Consider the following 17,753-nt stretch of genomic DNA (forward strand, 5'->3'; position numbering starts at 1 on the left):
CGGAATTCCGCCCGCCCGCGAGCGCGTTGAGGCGAACGAGCCGCTGGACCACCCGCTCACTGGTCCTCCCGACCCCCGGATGGAGACCGCATGTTCCTGGACAGCCGCACCCCCCGGCTCCCGACTGCCGAAGAAGCGCTGCGCGGCCGCATCGAGCCGATCTTCTCGCTCCCCGACCGCCACACGGTCCTCGGCACCCCGCTCCTGGGCCCCTACCCCGAGCACCTGGAGATCGCGGACTTCGGCCTGGGCTGCTTCTGGGGCGCCGAGCGCACGTTCTGGCAACTCCCGGTGGGCGTGTGGACGACGTTGGTCGGCTACCAGGGCGGCTACACCGAGAACCCCGCGTACGAGGAGGTCTGCTCGGGCCTGACCGGCCACGCTGAGGTGGTCCGCGTGGTCTACGACCCCGAGCTGATCTCGTACGACCGCCTCCTGAAGACCTTCTGGGAGTCCCACAACCCCACGCAGGGCTTCCGCCAGGGCAACGACGTGGGCACGCAGTACCGCTCGGCGATCCACACCCACACCCCCACCCAGACAGCGCTGGCCACGGCCTCCCGCGAGGCCTACCAGAAGGTCCTGACGGGGTCGGGTTGGGGCACGATCAGCACGGAGATCCTGCCGGCGGAGGGCAGGACGTTCTATCCGGCGGAGGGGTATCACCAGCAGTACTTGGCCAAGAACCCGGCGGGGTACTGCGGGATCGAGGGGACCGGGGTGTCCTGTCCCATCGGCGTTGCCCCGACACAAGGCTGATCAGGTAGCCGTCGGTCCGGCATCCTGGCGAGCAGCAGTCGAAACGCTCTGGAAAGGTCGTACGACGGAAGTTCGGCCATACCCAGCCGCCCCCGCTTCAGCATCAGCCGGCGTGCGCGTCGCCCGTATGCCCGAGCCCGAACGTCTCCGGGGGCCAACCCCGCCCGTACTACTCCCCCAGGTAGGAGGGAAGCGGAACTCCTCGGTCGGCGGCGACAGCACGCGCGCCCCGAAGGCATGTCGCCCACCGCCGTCCGGCACGATCCTCGACGACTACGACCGGCTCCTCTCCACAAGGACTCTGACGATCGCCGTGCCAGGTGCAGCGTCCCTCCCGCCGGGACACACTGTTCGGGCGCAGGTCCATCGGGTAACGCAGCCACACGTCATCTCTCTCCATGTCCATACCGCCAAGGTAGGGACCGCGTGGCGGAATCGCTCCGGACATGCGCAAACCGGGCCGACAGACCACATGGAGCCGACAACCGTCTTCGGCAATCGGCCCGTTGGCAGGTTCCGCAGCAGCGCGATTCGGTCGAGCCTTGTCGCAGAGTTCACGGTGCCGGGAGTCTCAGGATTTCTTCGGCCGACCGACTAGAAGAGGCGAGCGCGCATGTGCTGCGTGAGGTTCTCAAGGATCTCGCGCAGCCACGGACTGCTGACGGCCGGCTGCCGGACCAGCGTGTGGCGGAAGGTTTCCGGATCGGCCCGGAACAGGTAACTGGGGCGCGGCGGGATCGGGTTGTCGCGAAGGATGTCGTGAGGCATACCGCCCGATGCGGGGACGGGCAGGTATGGCTCGGGGGAGACAAGCCACAGCCAGACCCCGTACGGCAGGGGTACCGAGTACGCCGGTCCGAAGTGGGTCCAGGTCTCCCCCGTCTGCGGATGATCCGGCACGAGAAGGATGTCGGCGTCCGCGTCAGAGGCGGACAGTCCAGGTCCGGCGAGCACGGCGCGCCGGGCCGGCGGGCCCGCGGGCAACAGGGCGTCCAGGCCGCGTTGGAACACCTCTTTGGTCAGGCCGTCGGGGAGGGTCACGGGCCGGCCTTCCGAGGCCACCAGCAGGTGGGCAAGCGCCCGGCCGGCTGCCGCCTCCCACTGCGGGCTCCACGACCACCAGTGGTTCAATCCCCGCCAGGATCCCCACCTGGTAATCGGCTCGAACGGGGGCGTGCCTTTCCCCTCCGCAGTCAACTCCCCCCAGGAGAGCGGTGCGACGTCGGCGTCGACGAGGAGGCGGCGCACCGCGTTCGGCGCGAGCCACACCGCCTGCCAGAGCGAGCAGTCGTCGATCCGACTCGCCACGGGCAGCCCGCATGACGCGCAGGCCATGTTGAGACCGTCCGACCCGTCGAGGCCGCAGCAGAAGCCGCCGCCCCTCTCCGGGATCAGCAGGGTGCCGCGGGCATCCCCTGGTGCGATGACCACCGCGCCAGGGGCGCCGTCGGACAGGGCGTGGACCGGCGCGTAGATGCCGCGGGCTGCCGCTTCGTCCGGATCGATGTCCTCCCACGCCCGCCACGGCGGTCCCCAGTGCTCCGGATCAACGGCGAACGTGCCCGACTCCATGAGCACCGGGAGCTGGATTCCGTTCCCGTGCTTCTGATGGGCATGGATGGGCAGGGCAACCTGGGACAACGGGGTGGTCAGTCTGGCGTCGCAGCCTGCGCACACGAAGACGAACAACGGTCCTCCGCTTGAGAAACAGGTGCATCCTCACAGCTCGCCGGCGACCGGCCAACCTGTTTTCGTCCCCTCACCGCAGCAACGGGCTACGCGCCTTCGCCTTCGTCGGCTCCGGTAACCGAGGAACCGACGAACACCGCCAGGTAGCGGAACTCTCCGCCTGCTCCGCCCTGTTCGGAGTACGTCTCCCATGTGAGGGGGTACGTACCGCGCAGACTGCATGTGTTCGGCTCGTAGGTCCCCTCGGCCCAGAGCAGGGTCCCGGCGAGTTCCCGTCCGTGATGAATTCGGAAGTCGTGATCCCGAGTACGTCGGCGGCCAGGGTCCGGCGGGGTCCACAGGGACGCCTCGTTGGTCAGCATGAGAGCAAGGCCGTTCTGGTCACGCCGTCGGCAGAAGCGCTCCAGCCTCGCGATGTCCCGAACGAAATGCAGGCGAGCCAGGTCGGTTGCGCCGTGCGCCTTCAGTACGTACTCCTCGGCCGGGGTGCCGGCCGTGGCCGTCCAGCTTCGGGTGAAGTACTTGAATTCGATCGCCGTACGACGCTGAGGACCGAGGCACAGGAGGTCCAGGTATTCGGTCCTGCCCGCCACTCGCTGCGGCACCTCAAGCCTGGAGTGCACATCCGACGCCAACTCCCAGAGCACCCGGGCAAAACTGTGTTGAAGATCGGCTTCGGAATGGAAGACCGGCCGGTGCTGACGAAGCTTCGCCATAACGTCGCTGAGCAAGACGCGTTCAGCAATCATGGCCGTGCCGTTGGTCGGTACCGTAGTCACGCCACCATTGAAGTCGTTCCCCGCCCGAACTCTCAAACTCTGGGGGGCTCTTCGGCCTCTGGCGGGGCCGAGCGAAGAGCGGCGAAGGTGCACCCGAGGTGCACCCCGTTGTCAGTCCGCGTCTTTATCGTGGGACCGGACGGAGCGCCACCGACCTGGGGACACCATGACTGATACCGCGTTCGCCGAAGGCACGCAGGTGCCGAGCGGGGAGCTTCGACCGATCGGCGTCGCCGAGGCCGGCTGACAGGTGACCGACGCAGCGAAGATCGCGGGACTGTTTGCCGCTCTCGGCGCGGAGGATCCACAGGGCTGGGCGGCGTCTGAGACGGAGGAGGACCTTCCTCAATTGGCAAGGTACCGGCTCCTGCGGGCGCTGTCGCAAGACATCCGGGCCTGGGACGCCGCCTCCATCGGTACCCTCCGCGACTCGATGAACGCGGAGGAAGGCCATGTCCTGGATCATGCGGCCGATGTGGAGTGGATCGCTAGCGCCGTAGCCCGAGAGACGGCCTTCAGTGTCCTGTACCGACTTGCGGACCCGGACAGTGACGATCTGCCCGCCGATGTCCAACGGCAGATGCCCGGCTGGATCCTCATGGAAACAGCACCCGACGGCGAGCCGACGCACCGGGTGCTGGATGCCTTGCACGAAGACCTCGACACTCTGGGTCGCTCCGTCGAAGCGTCTCGGAGCCGGACCGTCGCGGAAGGCTGGATCTGGGAGACCAACCTCCGCCCCTTCTGCGAGTCCGTCTCAGCAGAAGTGGCGTACGACTTCGACGACAGCGACTGGCTGGCCATCTGCACGGCACTTCCCACGACCGACGAAGAGCAGCCGCGCTCGGCTTGGTACACGTACCCCCTCGTCGGACGCAGCCGCGTCGATCTCCGCATCGCCCGTTCCGCGAGCGGAACCGAGGTGTCGGTCAGCGTCCAAGGAGCCGTGGACAGCCGCGTCCGAAACCGCGTCGAACTGCTCCTGGACCTCATGGCACGCTACGAGATCGCATCGGGGTTACCATCTCCAGGCCGGGACATCCCGCGCCCACTGCCATATCTCGGAAGCCAACTACCGGGCGGACGGCGCTGGTTGGGCGGGACGGAGGGTCTAACTGAGCGCCCCACGAACGTCGGTCGCTTCACCGCCGTGTGGAAGCGGGACCGGATGACGTGGGTCATCAAGCGACGTTCACAGACCTGAACCAGTGGTGCGTCTCGGCGCGGCGCACCGTCCTAGGAGGCCTCACCACCCTGAACACTGAACTGCAGTCGGAGGCGCCCGCTGAGCAGGAGGGTGGGGGTGTCAGGTAGCGCGCCCTCAGTCGAACGCTACGACCAGGCGGACGCCGTTGTCGCCGAAGCGGTCGGCCAGGGCTTTCATCACGGCGAAGACGTGTGGCCAGTGTGTCGTCGGTCCCAGGACACCACCGATGGTCAGCGGTTCGTAAGCACAGACCAAGTCGTCGGTGGTCCACTCGACGCGTTCTGAAGCGCTGTCCGAGTCGGTAGGCGGTACGCCCACGGTGGACAGGACTGCCGCCGGCCACGGCCGAGATACGAGTTGGCTCCGTTGTATCGCCGGCTGCGACTTCTTGTGCCAGGTCACTCGGCCGACGAAGTCCGTGGGCCTGGTCGCGGGATCGATGGAGGCGAGTTCGGCCCAGCTGATCCAGCTCGCACCGTCCATCTCGCCCTGGCCAACCCATGATCCCAGCGCTGAACGCATGTCGCTCGACAGGTCAACAGGAAGGCCACGACCGGCTGCGAGCGGCCGGAAGCCCACGTAGTTGCGGACACCGAAAAGGAGGCCGAAGGCCGAGTAGTCCGTTTCGTCGTACAGCGGCCACAGGTCCATGGCGGTCACCCATGGTTCGCCGTCGTAGTAGTCGGTGCCGACGTGGGGATGGCGGAATTCGATCCCACCGTGGATGTCCGTGCCCATGGTGGCGCACCCTAACTGCCCTGGTCTGAGTACCAACAGTCATTATCGGCGGCCTTCGGCGGAGGCGCATGGCCGGGTGCACGACCAGGGCGCAGCGTCGGGCGGGCGGGCATGGCCAACAGTCGGTGAGCGAAGCTTGAGGCGGAACATCAAGCCGCCCTCACGACCTCTTTCCGTGAGTTGAGAACCAGGAGCCGGAAGGTCGACACGAGAACCTGTGTCCACTCCCACTGAGAAAGTATGGCGATGGACGAAGACGAAAGCCTGGACCGCTACGGCCTGCATCCCGTCGGGGCGCACCTCGACGAGGTACGAGGTCTGCTCACCGTACAAACCCGTCTGGAGAAGCGTGCGCAGGGGGACGGTGACACGGAGCTGATGAAGTTGTGCTGCGTGCAGTTGTACAACGCCGGGAGTCTGGACGACGTGCTCCTGATCTGGGAGGCGAAGTCCGCCAGCATGGACGCGGCTTGCTCAATCGATATCCAGTTGCTGTGCGGCAGCGGTCTGGCCACGACCAAGGCATACCTCTCAAGCCAGCGCCTACCCGAAGCTGAAGCGGCACTGCGACGACTACTCCAGTGCGAATCGGCCGGCGACTTCGAGGGCTTCTCCGTCGAAGGCCACTCGGGCTTCTACGCCGCCTATTACGCGCCCTGACGACGGTCTCCGACCTTGCATTGGGCGCCGGAGATTTCGGGCGAACCCAAGCCGGAGAGCCGTCACCGAGAGGTCTGTGAGCAAGGCTTGACCTGGATCAAGCCGTTGTTCCTGTGGATGATGTACCGCTGCGGCTGGGCCACGAAAGCCGGTCAGGAGACCGTCCTCGCTGTCGAGATCAGCCGCGAGGGCTTCGAGTGGGCGCTGCGCCATGCCTGTCGGTCGAGTTACGTGCGCGGGGTTCATCCCGACCAGGCCACCTGGCAGCGTGAGTTGAAGCGTGCACCTGCACGCGTGCAGTGGGACCCCGAACGGGACCTGCACCTGCGCCCCCTGCCGTACCGCTCACTGCAACTCGGCCTGTCCGGCGAGGCGGTACGACGCTACGCCGACGAGTGGACGGTCTCCCTGCGCGACGTGACCCCGCTCGTTCGCCAGATTCATAACCTTGTCAGCGACGGCGACTTGGACTCCGCGGCCCGCCTGTTGCCCCAGGAGCGCCCATACCCCGTGGGAGAGGAGCTTCTCGCCCATCTACAGGGATGACCGGTTACTTCGCTTGCCGGACGCCTGACGCCACGCCACGCCAACAGGCTTCAGTCCATCCACGGCAATCGATCGAGGCGGAGGGATTCCGCCCGCGTCCCTACGGTCGTCAGCTCAGGTTCTGAAACCGGCGGCGACGGATGATGACGAGTACGCCTGCACCTGTGATCACCGTCGCGGCGGCGATGCCCGTGATCGGTAGTGCCGAGGACCCGGTCTCTGCCAGGGTGCCGCCGGTTGTTGCCGTCGTCCCCGCGCCGCCGACCGACGACGACCCGCCGGACGATCCGCCAGTGCCTCCCGTATCTCCCGTGCCGCCAGTGCTACCCGTTCCGCCAGTGCTACCCGTGCCGCCCGTCGATCCGCTCGGCCCGCCGTCCGTGACGTCCAGCGTGATGTCGGCCCGGTCGTTGGTTTTGTCCGGGTCGGACGGCCGTGCCTCGGTGCCCAGCGTCACCGAGCCCTTGGCGTGCGCCACCCGCTTGTCGATCTTCAGTTTGAAGGTGTAGGTCTCGTGGCCGTTCTCGTAGAGAGCCCGCTCGCTCGTGCCGCAGTCGTACGCCTTGGCCTTGGCTTTGCAGAAGCCGGAGGCCTTGACGATCGACGTGCCGGCGGGCGGTGTGACCGTGATCCTGACGGAGGGCTTTCCCACCTTGGTCATGACCCAGGCGGGCCCGGCGTTGGTGAACTCCACCGTCATCGGCACCGTTTCGCCGACGCTCCCCTTCACCGCGGCACCCTTCACCTGGAAATCGGCCGTGTTGACGGAGGTGACGGGCACGTCGACGATTCGTGTGGATCCCTCGCCCCCCGTTTCGCTTTCGACCAGCTTCACCGCGGGTGCCGTTCCCGTCACCGGTGGAGTGCCGTTGTCGTCCACTCCCGGATCGTCCTCCCCTACCCGCAGGCGCAGTTCGTCGTTGAGCGCGCGGTCGAGTGCCTCGACGCGGAGAGGTCTCTCGGGTGTGTAGACGACGCCCGGCCGCACCGCCTGGTCGAACACGCACGCCACGGTCCATCTCTCGGGCATCTCGTCGTAGGGACGGACGTACTGCGTACGGCAGTTGGAGGGAACCTCCTCGAAGTCGAGACCCCGGGTGACGGCGTAGTAGACCCATACCTTCTCGGCGACTCCGGTGCCCTTGTTCGCCACGGTGACCGGCACGTCGAAGGTGCTCCCCGGCTTCATCCCGTCGATCGGCTCGATGCCTCCGACGACCAGTTCGGGTGCGGCTTCGTCCGCGAAGGCGGCGGGAGCCGGAGCCGCGGCAAGCGCGATCAGGCTGGCAGCGACGAGAGTGCCGAGCGGGGAGACGACCGTACGGGAGGCTCGGCGGTTGTGCGAAGGCTTCGGCATGGAGGGAACCCCTGTTGGAGTGTGGGCAAACGGACGGTGTCCCCCAGGGGACAGTCCTTCGATCGCTAGACCTCTGCCGGTCCCGAACAGTTGCACGTCTCGACCTGAATCATCAGGCCGCGTGCAGAGCCTCCAGACGCAGCGCCTGAGCCCTTGCCCCTGCCCTTGCCCGTTGGCGGCGCCAGTCGAAGCGCGAGCAGGGTTCGCAGTGCTGTTGCTCCAGCCATCGGCGTCAGCGAGGGACACCCGCTTCGTCGAGGTGTTGGTGCATGGCTTCCGCGGGCAGGCTCGGGTTGCTGAGCGCGCTGTCGGAGGTCTCCGGGTTCTCGCAGCATGCGCGGATGAGATCGACGGGTAGTGCGGGGTGGGCGGCTGCCGTGGCCCGTACACGGTCGTCGTGGTCGGCGAGCAGGCGGACCAGAGTGTCGACGGGCGCGTCGGGGTCCAGTCCCGCCAGCCAACGCCTCTCCGGATCAGGGTCGTCGGCGAAGCGTTGGCCGCTGCCCGCGCGCGGGAGGTTCGGGTGGCCCAGCAGAGCGCCCTTGGTGATGACCCGGCAGTCCAGATACGTCTGCAGCACCACCTCGCCGTCGACGGTGGGCTGGTTCTCGCACAACAGGAGTCGTACGGGATGGTCGTCGTCCTTCGCGAGCAGGTCGATGGCGTCGGCGGGCAGGTGCGGGCTGCAGGCGGCGCTGCGCCGTAGCAGCGTGTTGGCCGACTTGGCGCATTGGCGCAGGACATCGGGGTCGGCGCAGTGGCGGACCCATTCGACGGGCGGGAGTCGGTCGGACGGGCTGACGGTGACGTCGATGGCGATGCGTTCCGTCTCCGTCAGTTCGGGGCGTACGGATACCGCCAGTCGGACCCTTTGCGCGTCGTCGTTCGCCAACGTCCGGACGATGTCGATGGGAACGTTGAGATTGGTCGCCAACTCCCGGCGGTCCTCCTCGTCGGTGCTTGCCGCGAGTTGTTCGGCGGTCGCTGTGGTCATGGCGCCGCAGCGGATCACCTTCCACCTGTCGAGCCTGTCGATTTCCGCGTCGAGAAGAAGGTCCGTGCAGGCTGCGTCCTCGCGGCAGGCCTCGATCATGGCCGCCCGGCGGACTCTGTCATCCGCGTCGTGGAGCAGACGGCCTCGCGTGTCCTTGGACAGGAGGGCCCACTCGCGGCAGGCCGCCTGTCGAAGGTCCGCGTCCTGATGGTCGGCGAGCCGGGCGACCAGGTTCGGCGCCGTGTGGCGGCAGAAGGCCGCGCTTCGGCGAACCTTCGGATCCGGATCCGCGAGCAGGCGCTGTTGGGTTGACAGGGGCAGTGGCGGCGTGGGGATGCGGAACCAGTCGGGTCCGATGGCCAGACCGAGGCGGACGCGGGGATCGGGATCGTCCACGAGCCTGGCGCGTTGCTCCGGCGGTACCGAGATGTTCTCGGCGAGCAACGCCCGCACCCTGCGGTCGGGGTGGGCGACGATGGCGTCGACCACCTCGTCCGGCAGAGCGCGCCAAGCCAGCGTCCCGTGCGCCACCGTGGCTTCCTCGCACAGCAGTCTGGTCAAGACGTCGGCCGGCGCCGCGGGATTCCGCGCGATCGCGGTGATGATCTCGCGGTGACCGCGATCTCCGCTCATGGTGGGCCTTCCTGTTCACCAACTGCCGTCGCTGGCTCGCAGATTGTGGGCAGGGCACGTGTACGGGGTCAACGTCGGTGATCATGTAACGCCATGCGGCCGAGGTCCGCGCCCGGTCCTACAGCTTCCGCGCTACGGCCGACCCAGGAAGATCCAGAAGGCGGGCGAGGGCAACGGTGACGGCAGAGCAGTGGTCCGGCAACTGCCTGGAGGCCCAATCGGCTGCCAGCGCAAGGAAGTCGACCAGGTCGCGCTCGGCTCCGGCAAGCAGGTGACGGAGTTCGGATACGGACAGTTCGATCACCGGGCTGTCGCTCTGCTCGGCATTCACCGTGAGCCGGACGACGCTGCCGTATCGCTCCGCAATGGGGGACACGGGGTCGTGGCCGAATCCGAGCAGGTCGCCGCCGTCGACGAACCGCTGCCAGTCCCGCCAGTCCTCCAACCCATCGCAGCAACCGGGTAGGAAGGTGACGCCCGTGGAGTTGTCGGTGACCCGCAGGCCGCCGGCCGCGAGCAGACTTTCGCAGGTCAGCAGTCCGTGGAGGAACGAGTCGAGTACGGCGACCGGCCGCGGCGGACGATCGCCGTCAGGGTCCACGGCATTGCAGTCGGTGTCCACGTCATTGCAGTCGGCCATACGCATCACCGCTGTCCCGACCTCAAGGGGTGACAGCTCACCGCTGAGCGGCAGGAAACCGTACGACGTGCTCTCGGTGACAGGCCAGAGGTCGAAGCCGTCCGTGGCGGTCATCTCCAGGACGGGCTGCATCACGATCACCTGTCGCAGTGTTCCGCATCCTCCGCCCGCCTCGCCGCCCGATTACGCCGGGCAGCCCCGACGCAAGTGGGTCACCGGACCTGATCATGCTGACACCACCTGTCGTCCCGCAGAGTCAGCCGCCCTCTCACAAGTCACCCGGCGGGACGGTTCGTTGGGCTTGCCACAGTGCGCGCAGTTCGGCCGTCGCCCGCTGTGCTGCCTCCCTGGAATCCGGGCGCGGGGCGGGGATCCCTGGGCCGGCCAGGTCCCGGCCGGTGAGAGACCGCGCAGGGACGACGGTCCAGTCGGTCCGGCGCACCACTGCGGCGTGGCCCTTCTCGTGCGCCGCTTCGTCCTGCCAGTCGTCGGGCGGTGCCATGAGGACGCGTAGGGACTGTTCGTCGAGCCACTCCAGGCCCAGGACCTGACGGCCGAGTTCGTGCTCGATGAGAGAGACGACCGCGCCCGTCTTGGTGTGCAGAAGGAGCAGCTCGCCCTCGAAGAAGTAGCCGCCGTCGTACCTTCCGGTGCCTATCGCGAGCAGCGGGCGGGTGGGATGGAAGGCCATCGCGTGGACCGGGAAGCGGGAGTGGATGAGCGAACTGCGGGCGAATGAGCGGGTCTTGTAGAGAGCGACAGGTGTGGGAATGCCGTACGCGGAGCTGCCTGCCACCGCCAGTAGGCCGCGCCGCTCGTCCTGGACGACCAGGAGGGGGTCGCCGATTCCGAGAAAGGACCAGCCGTCGGGGGGAGGTGCGTCGGAAGCCGCCATGCCGTGATCTTCTCAACTCTCCGGCTGCGCAGGGTAGTCACGGACGCGAGAGCATGGCGGGGTGATGAAGCGGTTCAAGCGGGTGGATCCGGAAGAGCCGGTCGTTCGTGAGCCGGTGTTCTCCGCGTACCAACGGGCACTGCGGATCGGCTTCTCGCCGCCCCCGTGGTGCCCGCACCCGACCCCTGGCGCCCTGTCTTCGAGTCCGCGTACGGCGTCCCTGTGGGCGGACTTCTCGGGATCGGCTTCGCCTCGCACCCCGAGAGCGGCCATGACCTGGTGATGGTCATCTCCCACGACGGTCATGGCCTCTTCGACGCCGTCACCGGGGAGAAGATCGCCAGGGACCGCGACCCCGACCCCGGCTCCGACCCCGACCGCGACCGCGACCGCGAGGGCAGTACCCCCGACGTCGCCACCGACCTGACCTGTCCCGGACTCGGACCGATCGCCGGTAGCCGCGTACACATCGCAGGGCTCTTCGGCGGAGGGTTGCGCACCACGAGCGGCGACGGCTGGACGCTGGAGGCCGTCGCCCCGGACTGGCCCCATCATCGTGTGCTGCTCTCCAGCGACGGTGGTCTCCCCCACTCGGGGCCGTACGGGGACCGGTGGTGGCACATCGCTCACTCCACCTACTCGGAGCTGCGAACCTTCGGCTTCTCGCCCTCCGGCCAGACCGTGGCCGTCGCCACGAGCAGCGATGTCTCTCTGTGGACTCGCCGCCCCGGACACAGCGACGGCCACGGGGACGGGGACGGGGACAGCGTCGCTCGACGCTGACCGGCTCGTCGCGGGTCAGTCGAACGCCACGACCAGGCGTACGCCGTCGTCCCCGAAGCGGCCCGCCAGGGCCTTCATCACGGCGAAGACGTGCGGCCAGTGGGTGTCAGGACCGACGACCGCCGGGATGGTCAACCACTCGTACGTGCACCTCAATTCGCCGTTGGTCCACTCCACTCGTCCCTTCGCACCGTGCAGGTCAGCCGGCGGCTCGCCCACCGCGGATCGGACCGCAGGCGGCCAGGGTTCGGACACGAGCTGTTGATTCAGCGACGACGGCCGCGATGTCGTGCGCCAGGTCAGCCGGCCGACGACGTGATCGGGCGCGGTCGCGAGATCCATCGCGGCGAGCTCCGCCCAGCTGACCCAACTCGCGCCCCACAGGCTGCCGGCCCCGACCTCGGACTCCAGCATCGAGCGCATGCCGCTCGACAGGTCGGCAGGAAGTCCACGGTCCGGCGTGAGCGGTGGGAAGCCCGCGTGGTTGCGCACTCCGAAGAGGTGGCCGAAGGCCGCGTGGTCGGACTGGTCGTACAACGGCCAGAGATCCATCGCGGCCACCCACGGCTCACCGTCGTAGTGGCCGGTGCCGACGCCGGGATGACGAAACTCGATGCCGCCATGGATGTCCGTGCTCACGGCGCCGCACCCTGACAGCGCGCCCCACCTGGACGCGCACGCGAGACTGCGACCCATCGGCCGAACGCCGAGTGTCAAGCATTTCAGCCTCGTTCACAAAGCAGGGCGGTTCCGTCCTCCCCGCCCTACGATCCCCCACATGCTGATTCGTCGGACATTGCGGATGATCATCGTGCTCGCTGTGGCTCTCGCCGGAGCGATCGGGGGTGGCGTGGGGACGGCGCAGGCCGAGGGGAGTCGGGGCTCGGGCGACTCGAACGGTCGGCAGTTGTTGTTCTACAACCACTCCTACGGGGTTCTCGACCGGGAGACGGCCGACGCCATCGAACACTCCGACTACCTGCGGGAGTTCGCCAACTTCCAGGTGCGCACCACGACCGGTAGCGGTGGACAGACCTGGACCGGGCGCTATCTGCTGGGCCGTGAGACCTACGTGGAACTGTTCGGCGTCGGTGACGTTCCCGGCCAGGACGGCACCCTCGGCTCCGCCGGGCTGGGGCTGTCGACCGAGCGGGCGGGGGAGCTGGCGACGGTCACCGAACGGCTGAAGGACGAAGGGGTCGCCGAGCCCATCAAGTTCCTCCAGACCCGGGACTTCGGTGACGGTGTGCCCGTGCCGTGGTTCGACGCCGTCTTTACCGACACGCAGTACGACGCCTTCGGGGCCTGGGGGATGGAGTACCGGCCGGAGTACTTCGCCGATCCTCGCAGCAACACCGAGCCGGCGAGCTCTCCCGGTGACGTCGGCCGCGAGCGCGTCCTTCCGGACGGCTACCGCACCCATCTGATGCGGGACGTGACCTCCGTACGCATCGCGATCACCGCGGGCGACCTCGGTGACACCGTGCCGCTGCTGCGGGCCGGCGGGTTCACCGTCCGGAACGTGACGGGCGGTGGCGTCGTCGCGCAGGGCGGCGGGACCACGATCCGGCTCACCGTCGTCCCGCGTGAACAAGCGGGCTACCAGCGGGTCGAGATGTCCCTCAACCGGCCCGTGAAGGACCGGCATGTGGAGCGGATCGGCAACTCGACCCTCACCGTCGGCCCCGGCAGCCACGCCGTGTGGACCTTCGCCGAGAACGGCACCCAGTAGGGGACAGGGACAGACGCAGGCAGTGGGTGCGCCCCTCGACCAGGGGCGCACCTTCGCGTCACGCTCAGGCGATTTCCCGATCCACGCGTTGTCAGAGGTTCCGCCTACGCTCGGTCTCCTTCGAGGGCAGGCCTCCGGGGAGGGGGACGACATGAGTTTCGATCTTGCGGTGTGGTACGAACCCGGGCGGATCTCGACGTCCGCGGCGGCGGAGAAGTATCAGCGGCTGTGCGACGGCGACACTTCGGCGGCGGGGGTTGTCGCGAACGACGCCGTGACCATGTTCCACCGGGCGCTGATCGCGGACTTCCCCGAACTCCAGGACTCGACCCCTGGCTCGGTCACCGAGTTGGTCCCCGACCCGGCAGCGGACTCTCCTCAGGTCGAGGCGTCCCCGTGGACGGCGGGTCTCGATGTGTCCGACGCTCACGTGATCATGCCGATCTCGTGGAGTCGGGCCGGTGCGACCGCACCCGCGGTACTCGCCCTCGCCGGCCGCCACGGGTTGGTCTGTTTCGACCCGCAGGCCGAGGTGCTCCACCTTCCGCCCTCGCTGCGGGGAACGGATGGATCGGACGGCGCGGACGACACGGATGCGCTGACCCTTCAACCCTGCGTCGGACTGAACGTTGAAGGCCCCGACCTCGACGTGATCGAACGTGCCGTCCGCCAACTGTCCGCGGACAACTGGTTCCTGATCCTTGAGAAGCCCGAGGGCCGCTACGTCCAGGTCGGCCAGGGCCCCAACGCGGGTGTGTCCGCGGGCGAGTTCGCCGTCGAGCACCGGGACGGTTCGATGGAGCGGCATTACCGGTGCGTGCTGAACGACCGGGATCAAGTGGCGGCCATCTTCGCCGAGTTCGCGTCAGGTTCGGAGGCTTGGAGCGTCGACGTGCGCTGGGAAAGCCTGTGGGCGTAGGAGCGTGACGGCCTCGGTGCCGTCAGGTTCCGTGCCGTCGCGCCATCTCGCCCTCGACGACCTGCGTGTCGACGAGTGGGACCGGGTGGTCGACGTCAACGTGAACGGAATGATCGCGACCGGTTTCACCGAGGCCTCCTTCAACAGCGAGGTCAGGGCGGACGTCACGAGGATGCGGGACGAGTTCGCGATCCCGCCCGAGGCGATCGCCCGGGCCGTCGCGATCGCCCGGGCCGTCGCGATCGCCCGGGCCGTCGCGATCGCCCTCGAACAGCCCGCCGAGGTCGACGTGAACGAGATCGTCGTACGCCCCACCGCCCAGAGCTGACCGCGACCTTGCGCCGTCACGGCCGCCCCGCCCACCCCACTCCCCCGAAATTCGGTTGCCCCCGCCCCGTCCCGGCGGGCCCAATGTCAGGTATGGCCGACATCCAGGGCTCCTACGAGGACCTCTTCAACGCCGTGCCCAGCGCACTGGCCGCCCTGCTCGACGAGGGGGACGCCGGTGGGGCGGTGGCCGTCTTCGTGGACGGGGAGCCCGTGGTGGACGTGTGGGGCGGGTTCGCGGACGCGGCCCGTACCGTGCCGTGGCAGCGCGACACGATCGTCAATGTCTACTCCGTGACCAAGACGATGACCGCGCTCACCGCACTGGTCCTCGCCGACCGTGGCGAGTTGGACGTGGACGCGCCCGTCGCCCGCTACTGGCCGGAGTTCGCGGCGGCCGGCAAGGACGGCGTGCTGGTACGGCATCTGCTCTCGCACACCGCGGGCCTGCCCGACTTCGAGGGACAGTGGTCGGCCGAGGTCGCCTACGACTGGTCGTCGGCCACCGCCCGGCTCGCCGCGCAGGCCCCGGAGTGGGAACCGGGCACCGCGGCCGGGTACCACTCGCTCACCCAGGGGTTCCTGGTGGGCGAGGTCGTACGCCGGATCACCGGACGCACCCCGGGTGAGTTCTTCGCCGACGAGATCGCCGGACCGCTGGGCGCGGACTTCCACATGGGCCTGGCCGCCGAGCACGACCACCGGGTGGCGCTCACGGTCCCGCCCCCGTCCCACGACGAGGACTACAAGGCCGGCGCACCCGGCATCAACGCCCCAACTCCGGCCGACGGTACGGGAATCCGCGTCCGCGACGGGAACAGCGTGGCCTGGCGCCGCGCCCAGATCCCCGCCGCGAGCGGCTTCGGCAACGCCCGTTCGGTCGCCCTCGTCCAGTCGGTGATGGCCTGCGGCGGAGAGGTGGGCGGCGTACGCCTGTTGTCGCAGGCGGGCTGCGACCGGGCGTGGGTGGAACAGTTCCAGGGCCAGGACCGCCTCCTGGGCATGCCCGTCCGATACGGCCTGGGCTACGGCCTGTTCGGCACCACCTACGGCTGGGGCGGCTGGGGCGGCTCCCTGGTCATGGTCGAACCCGAGGCCCGCACGGCGATCGCCTACGTCACCAACCAGATGAGCGAACCCGGCGACGACAGCCGGGGGTTGGAAATGGTGATGGCCGCGTACGACGGCCTGCAGGGGTTGCGGGCGAAGGCGGGCGGGTGAGCGTGAGGTCGGTGCGGGTGGGTGCGGGGGTGAACTCCTTGTCCGACTCCGTACTCACACCGCCGGCCTCCTGAGAGGTCGCCACGTCGGCGACCGCGCACGTGCCGCACCGCTACAACACCGTCCTCAACGAGTTGTTCGCCGTCCGCGAGAGGCTGGTGGATCGAGTCCGAACTGGACGCTTCCGAACCGGAGTTCCACGTCCATGCGCGGTCGCCGACGACACGCTCGCCGCAGTCTTCGTCGCCGACACCGAACTCCGCCGTTTCCACTGCCCGTACGACGGCGGCGCGGACGTCATCCTCACCACCCCCGGCGAGCGGGACGTGCTCCGCGAGCGATATGCCGACTGGCTGCCCCTCAACTCGGCCGGTCTCTGAACCACGCACGCCGTACACCGACACCCGCGCCTATCCCAACCGTTCCGCCAGGAACTCCTCCCACGTCCGCTTTCCGCGTTCCGCCCCCTCCAGGGTCAGGTTCGCCCCCGCGCGATAGGCCCGGCCTGCCTTTCCCGGTATCCGTACCGGCAGGGTCGGGCGGTTGCGGTGGCCCAGGAGTTGGCGGTACGGGTGGACCAGGGCGGGGAGGTCGTAGAGCTTGGGGCCGGTCAGGTCGGGGACCGGGCCGGCGGGGGCGGACAGGGTCAACTCCGCCAGCCGCGCGGCGACTTCGCGGGCGTCCACCGGTTGGAGGCGGAGGCCGCCGGGCGCCGGGAGGACGGGGAGCTTCGCCATCTTCTCGACCATCTTCAGGGCCAGGTCGTGGAACTGGGCCGCGCGGAGGGTCGTGAACGGGATGCCCGAATCCGCGATCGCCCGCTCCGACTCCAGTTTCGTCCGCATCCAGGCCAGCGGGACCCGGTCCGCGCCGACCACCGAGATGTAGATGAGGTGGTGGGCGCCGGACGCGCGAGCCGCCCGGACGAGGGCGCGGGTCGCCTCGTCGTCTCCCTTGGGGCCGCCGGACAGGTGGAGGACGGTCCTCGCGTCGGCCAGGGCCGCCGCCAGCCCCTCACCTTTGAGCAGGTCTCCCGTGACGTACTCGACGCCGTCCGCCGGAGGGCGTCCGTGCCGGGTCAGGACGCGGACCTCGTGGCCGGCCGCCCGGAGGAAGGGGACTACGTGGCCGCCGAGCGTGCCGGTTCCGCCGGTGACCAGGATGGGTGACGTCGACATGATCCCTGCTCCCTTTTCGTCGTGGTCGTCGTGAAGCTCGGCGCCTCAGCGATGTGCCTCAGCGACGTGCCTCACCGACATGACCCGTGCGCGTCGACGAATGTGACCGGCGAGAGGGAGAAGTTTTCGGCGGGCACCAGCGGGGACCGGCAGGGACCAGCGGGGACCGGCAGGGATCAACCTCCGCTGCCGTACGGCCTCGTGAGGATCTCCAGGCTGTGGCCGTTCGGGTCGTCGAAGTACGCACCGCGGCCGCCGTCGTTGTGGTTGATCTCGCCGGGGTGGTGGTGGAAAGGGTCCGCCCAGTAGGTCAGCCCTGCCGCCCGGACGCGGGCGAAGATGGTGTCGAAGTCGTCCTCCGAGACCAGGAACGCGTAGTGCTGGGGCGTGATGGCACCGTCCGTGTCCATGTAGTCGAGGGTCACGCCGTTCGGGATCTCGACGGGGATGAACGGGCCGTACTGCGGGCTCACTTGCAGTCCGAGGATGTCGGCGAGGAACCGGGCCGACGTCTGCTTGTCATGTGCGGCGACGATGGTGTGGTTCAGCTGCACGGTCATCGTGTGGGCCTCCTCACGCCCAACATACTCTGCAGGGAAGTTAAGGTAAGCCTTGCCTTAACGGATCAACGGCGATCCTCCTGATCGATGTATTCGATGTATTCGATGTTCGATGTTCGATGTGATCGACGTGTAT

Annotated in this window: 18 protein-coding genes and 2 pseudogenes; 10 read left to right on the plus strand and 10 right to left on the minus strand. The window is 68.4% G+C overall.

Going from position 1 to position 17,753, the window contains the following annotated elements; genetic code table 11:
- The first annotated feature begins 90 nt into the window (after positions 1-90).
- The gene (gene msrA / locus ACIQI8_RS21110; protein ID WP_402352611.1) at positions 91-759 is read left to right on the plus strand and encodes a peptide-methionine (S)-S-oxide reductase MsrA; all 669 of its coding nucleotides are present in this window, start codon (positions 91-93) and stop codon (positions 757-759) included.
- Between the two features lie 594 nt (positions 760-1,353).
- Here msrA and ACIQI8_RS21115 read toward each other — a convergent pair.
- Complete coding sequence (locus tag ACIQI8_RS21115) at positions 1,354-2,448, minus strand: hypothetical protein (protein ID WP_402352614.1); 1,095 nt, start codon at positions 2,446-2,448, stop codon at positions 1,354-1,356.
- Between the two features lie 86 nt (positions 2,449-2,534).
- Entirely contained in the window at positions 2,535-3,227 is a 693-nt protein-coding gene (locus ACIQI8_RS21120; RefSeq protein ID WP_402352617.1) for a hypothetical protein, read from the minus strand.
- Positions 3,228-3,477: 250 nt separating this feature from the next.
- Here ACIQI8_RS21120 and ACIQI8_RS21125 point away from each other — a divergent pair.
- A pseudogene (locus ACIQI8_RS21125) lies at positions 3,478-3,891 on the plus strand (hypothetical protein); the annotation flags it as partial.
- A gap of 657 nt (positions 3,892-4,548) precedes the next feature.
- On the opposite strand, the gene ACIQI8_RS21130 reads toward ACIQI8_RS21125, so the two are convergent.
- Positions 4,549-5,172, minus strand: a complete 624-nt coding sequence (locus ACIQI8_RS21130; RefSeq protein ID WP_402352620.1) for a hypothetical protein — start codon at positions 5,170-5,172, stop codon at positions 4,549-4,551.
- Positions 5,173-5,418: 246 nt separating this feature from the next.
- Here ACIQI8_RS21130 and ACIQI8_RS21135 point away from each other — a divergent pair, with 246 nt between their 5' ends.
- Together ACIQI8_RS21135 and ACIQI8_RS21140 are read left to right on the plus strand one after the other, a co-directional pair.
- Positions 5,419-5,832, plus strand: coding sequence for a hypothetical protein (locus ACIQI8_RS21135; RefSeq protein ID WP_402352623.1), 414 nt, complete (start codon positions 5,419-5,421; stop codon positions 5,830-5,832).
- A 33-nt stretch (positions 5,833-5,865) separates the two neighbouring features.
- Positions 5,866-6,378, plus strand: coding sequence for a DUF4291 domain-containing protein (locus tag ACIQI8_RS21140; protein ID WP_402354063.1), 513 nt, complete (start codon positions 5,866-5,868; stop codon positions 6,376-6,378).
- Between the two features lie 109 nt (positions 6,379-6,487).
- Here the strand turns inward: ACIQI8_RS21140 and ACIQI8_RS21145 are convergent, their stop codons facing one another.
- The 4 genes from ACIQI8_RS21145 to ACIQI8_RS21160 all read right to left on the minus strand — a co-directional run bounded on the left by ACIQI8_RS21145 (position 6,488) and on the right by ACIQI8_RS21160 (position 10,897).
- On the minus strand, positions 6,488-7,735 hold the full coding sequence (locus tag ACIQI8_RS21145) for a hypothetical protein (RefSeq protein WP_402352626.1): 1,248 nt from the start codon (positions 7,733-7,735) through the stop codon (positions 6,488-6,490).
- A gap of 232 nt (positions 7,736-7,967) precedes the next feature.
- Positions 7,968-9,362, minus strand: coding sequence for a hypothetical protein (locus tag ACIQI8_RS21150; protein WP_402352629.1), 1,395 nt, complete (start codon positions 9,360-9,362; stop codon positions 7,968-7,970).
- A 118-nt stretch (positions 9,363-9,480) separates the two neighbouring features.
- Entirely contained in the window at positions 9,481-10,134 is a 654-nt protein-coding gene (locus ACIQI8_RS21155; protein ID WP_402354066.1) for a hypothetical protein, read from the minus strand.
- Between the two features lie 136 nt (positions 10,135-10,270).
- Positions 10,271-10,897, minus strand: a complete 627-nt coding sequence (locus ACIQI8_RS21160) for a hypothetical protein (protein WP_402352632.1) — start codon at positions 10,895-10,897, stop codon at positions 10,271-10,273.
- A 64-nt stretch (positions 10,898-10,961) separates the two neighbouring features.
- Between ACIQI8_RS21160 and ACIQI8_RS21165 the strand changes: the two are divergent.
- A pseudogene (locus ACIQI8_RS21165) lies at positions 10,962-11,680 on the plus strand (hypothetical protein).
- Positions 11,681-11,695: 15 nt separating this feature from the next.
- Here the strand turns inward: ACIQI8_RS21165 and ACIQI8_RS21170 are convergent.
- Positions 11,696-12,319: a hypothetical protein gene (locus tag ACIQI8_RS21170; RefSeq protein WP_402352635.1), complete on the minus strand. Its 624-nt coding sequence runs from the start codon at positions 12,317-12,319 to the stop codon at positions 11,696-11,698.
- A 163-nt stretch (positions 12,320-12,482) separates the two neighbouring features.
- Here ACIQI8_RS21170 and ACIQI8_RS21175 point away from each other — a divergent pair, with 163 nt between their 5' ends.
- The 5 genes from ACIQI8_RS21175 (at position 12,483) to ACIQI8_RS21195 (ending at position 16,259) form a co-directional block, all read left to right on the plus strand.
- Positions 12,483-13,412: a DUF5829 family protein gene (locus tag ACIQI8_RS21175; RefSeq protein WP_402354069.1), complete on the plus strand. Its 930-nt coding sequence runs from the start codon at positions 12,483-12,485 to the stop codon at positions 13,410-13,412.
- A gap of 151 nt (positions 13,413-13,563) precedes the next feature.
- Positions 13,564-14,331, plus strand: coding sequence for a hypothetical protein (locus ACIQI8_RS21180; protein ID WP_402352638.1), 768 nt, complete (start codon positions 13,564-13,566; stop codon positions 14,329-14,331).
- A 16-nt stretch (positions 14,332-14,347) separates the two neighbouring features.
- The gene (locus ACIQI8_RS21185) at positions 14,348-14,659 is read left to right on the plus strand and encodes a hypothetical protein (protein ID WP_402352641.1); all 312 of its coding nucleotides are present in this window, start codon (positions 14,348-14,350) and stop codon (positions 14,657-14,659) included.
- A gap of 92 nt (positions 14,660-14,751) precedes the next feature.
- Positions 14,752-15,879 (plus strand): serine hydrolase domain-containing protein, encoded by a 1,128-nt coding sequence (locus tag ACIQI8_RS21190; protein WP_402352644.1) that lies wholly within the window; start codon positions 14,752-14,754, stop codon positions 15,877-15,879.
- Positions 15,880-15,980: 101 nt separating this feature from the next.
- Positions 15,981-16,259 (plus strand): hypothetical protein, encoded by a 279-nt coding sequence (locus tag ACIQI8_RS21195; RefSeq protein ID WP_402352647.1) that lies wholly within the window; start codon positions 15,981-15,983, stop codon positions 16,257-16,259.
- Positions 16,260-16,289: 30 nt separating this feature from the next.
- Here the strand turns inward: ACIQI8_RS21195 and ACIQI8_RS21200 are convergent, their stop codons facing one another.
- Complete coding sequence (locus ACIQI8_RS21200; RefSeq protein WP_402352650.1) at positions 16,290-17,057, minus strand: SDR family oxidoreductase; 768 nt, start codon at positions 17,055-17,057, stop codon at positions 16,290-16,292.
- Positions 17,058-17,233: 176 nt separating this feature from the next.
- Entirely contained in the window at positions 17,234-17,617 is a 384-nt protein-coding gene (locus ACIQI8_RS21205; protein WP_402352652.1) for a VOC family protein, read from the minus strand.
- Positions 17,618-17,753 lie beyond the last annotated feature (136 nt).

It is taken from the genome of Streptomyces sp. NPDC092369 (genome assembly GCF_044755245.1).
GTDB lineage: Bacteria > Actinomycetota > Actinomycetes > Streptomycetales > Streptomycetaceae > Streptomyces.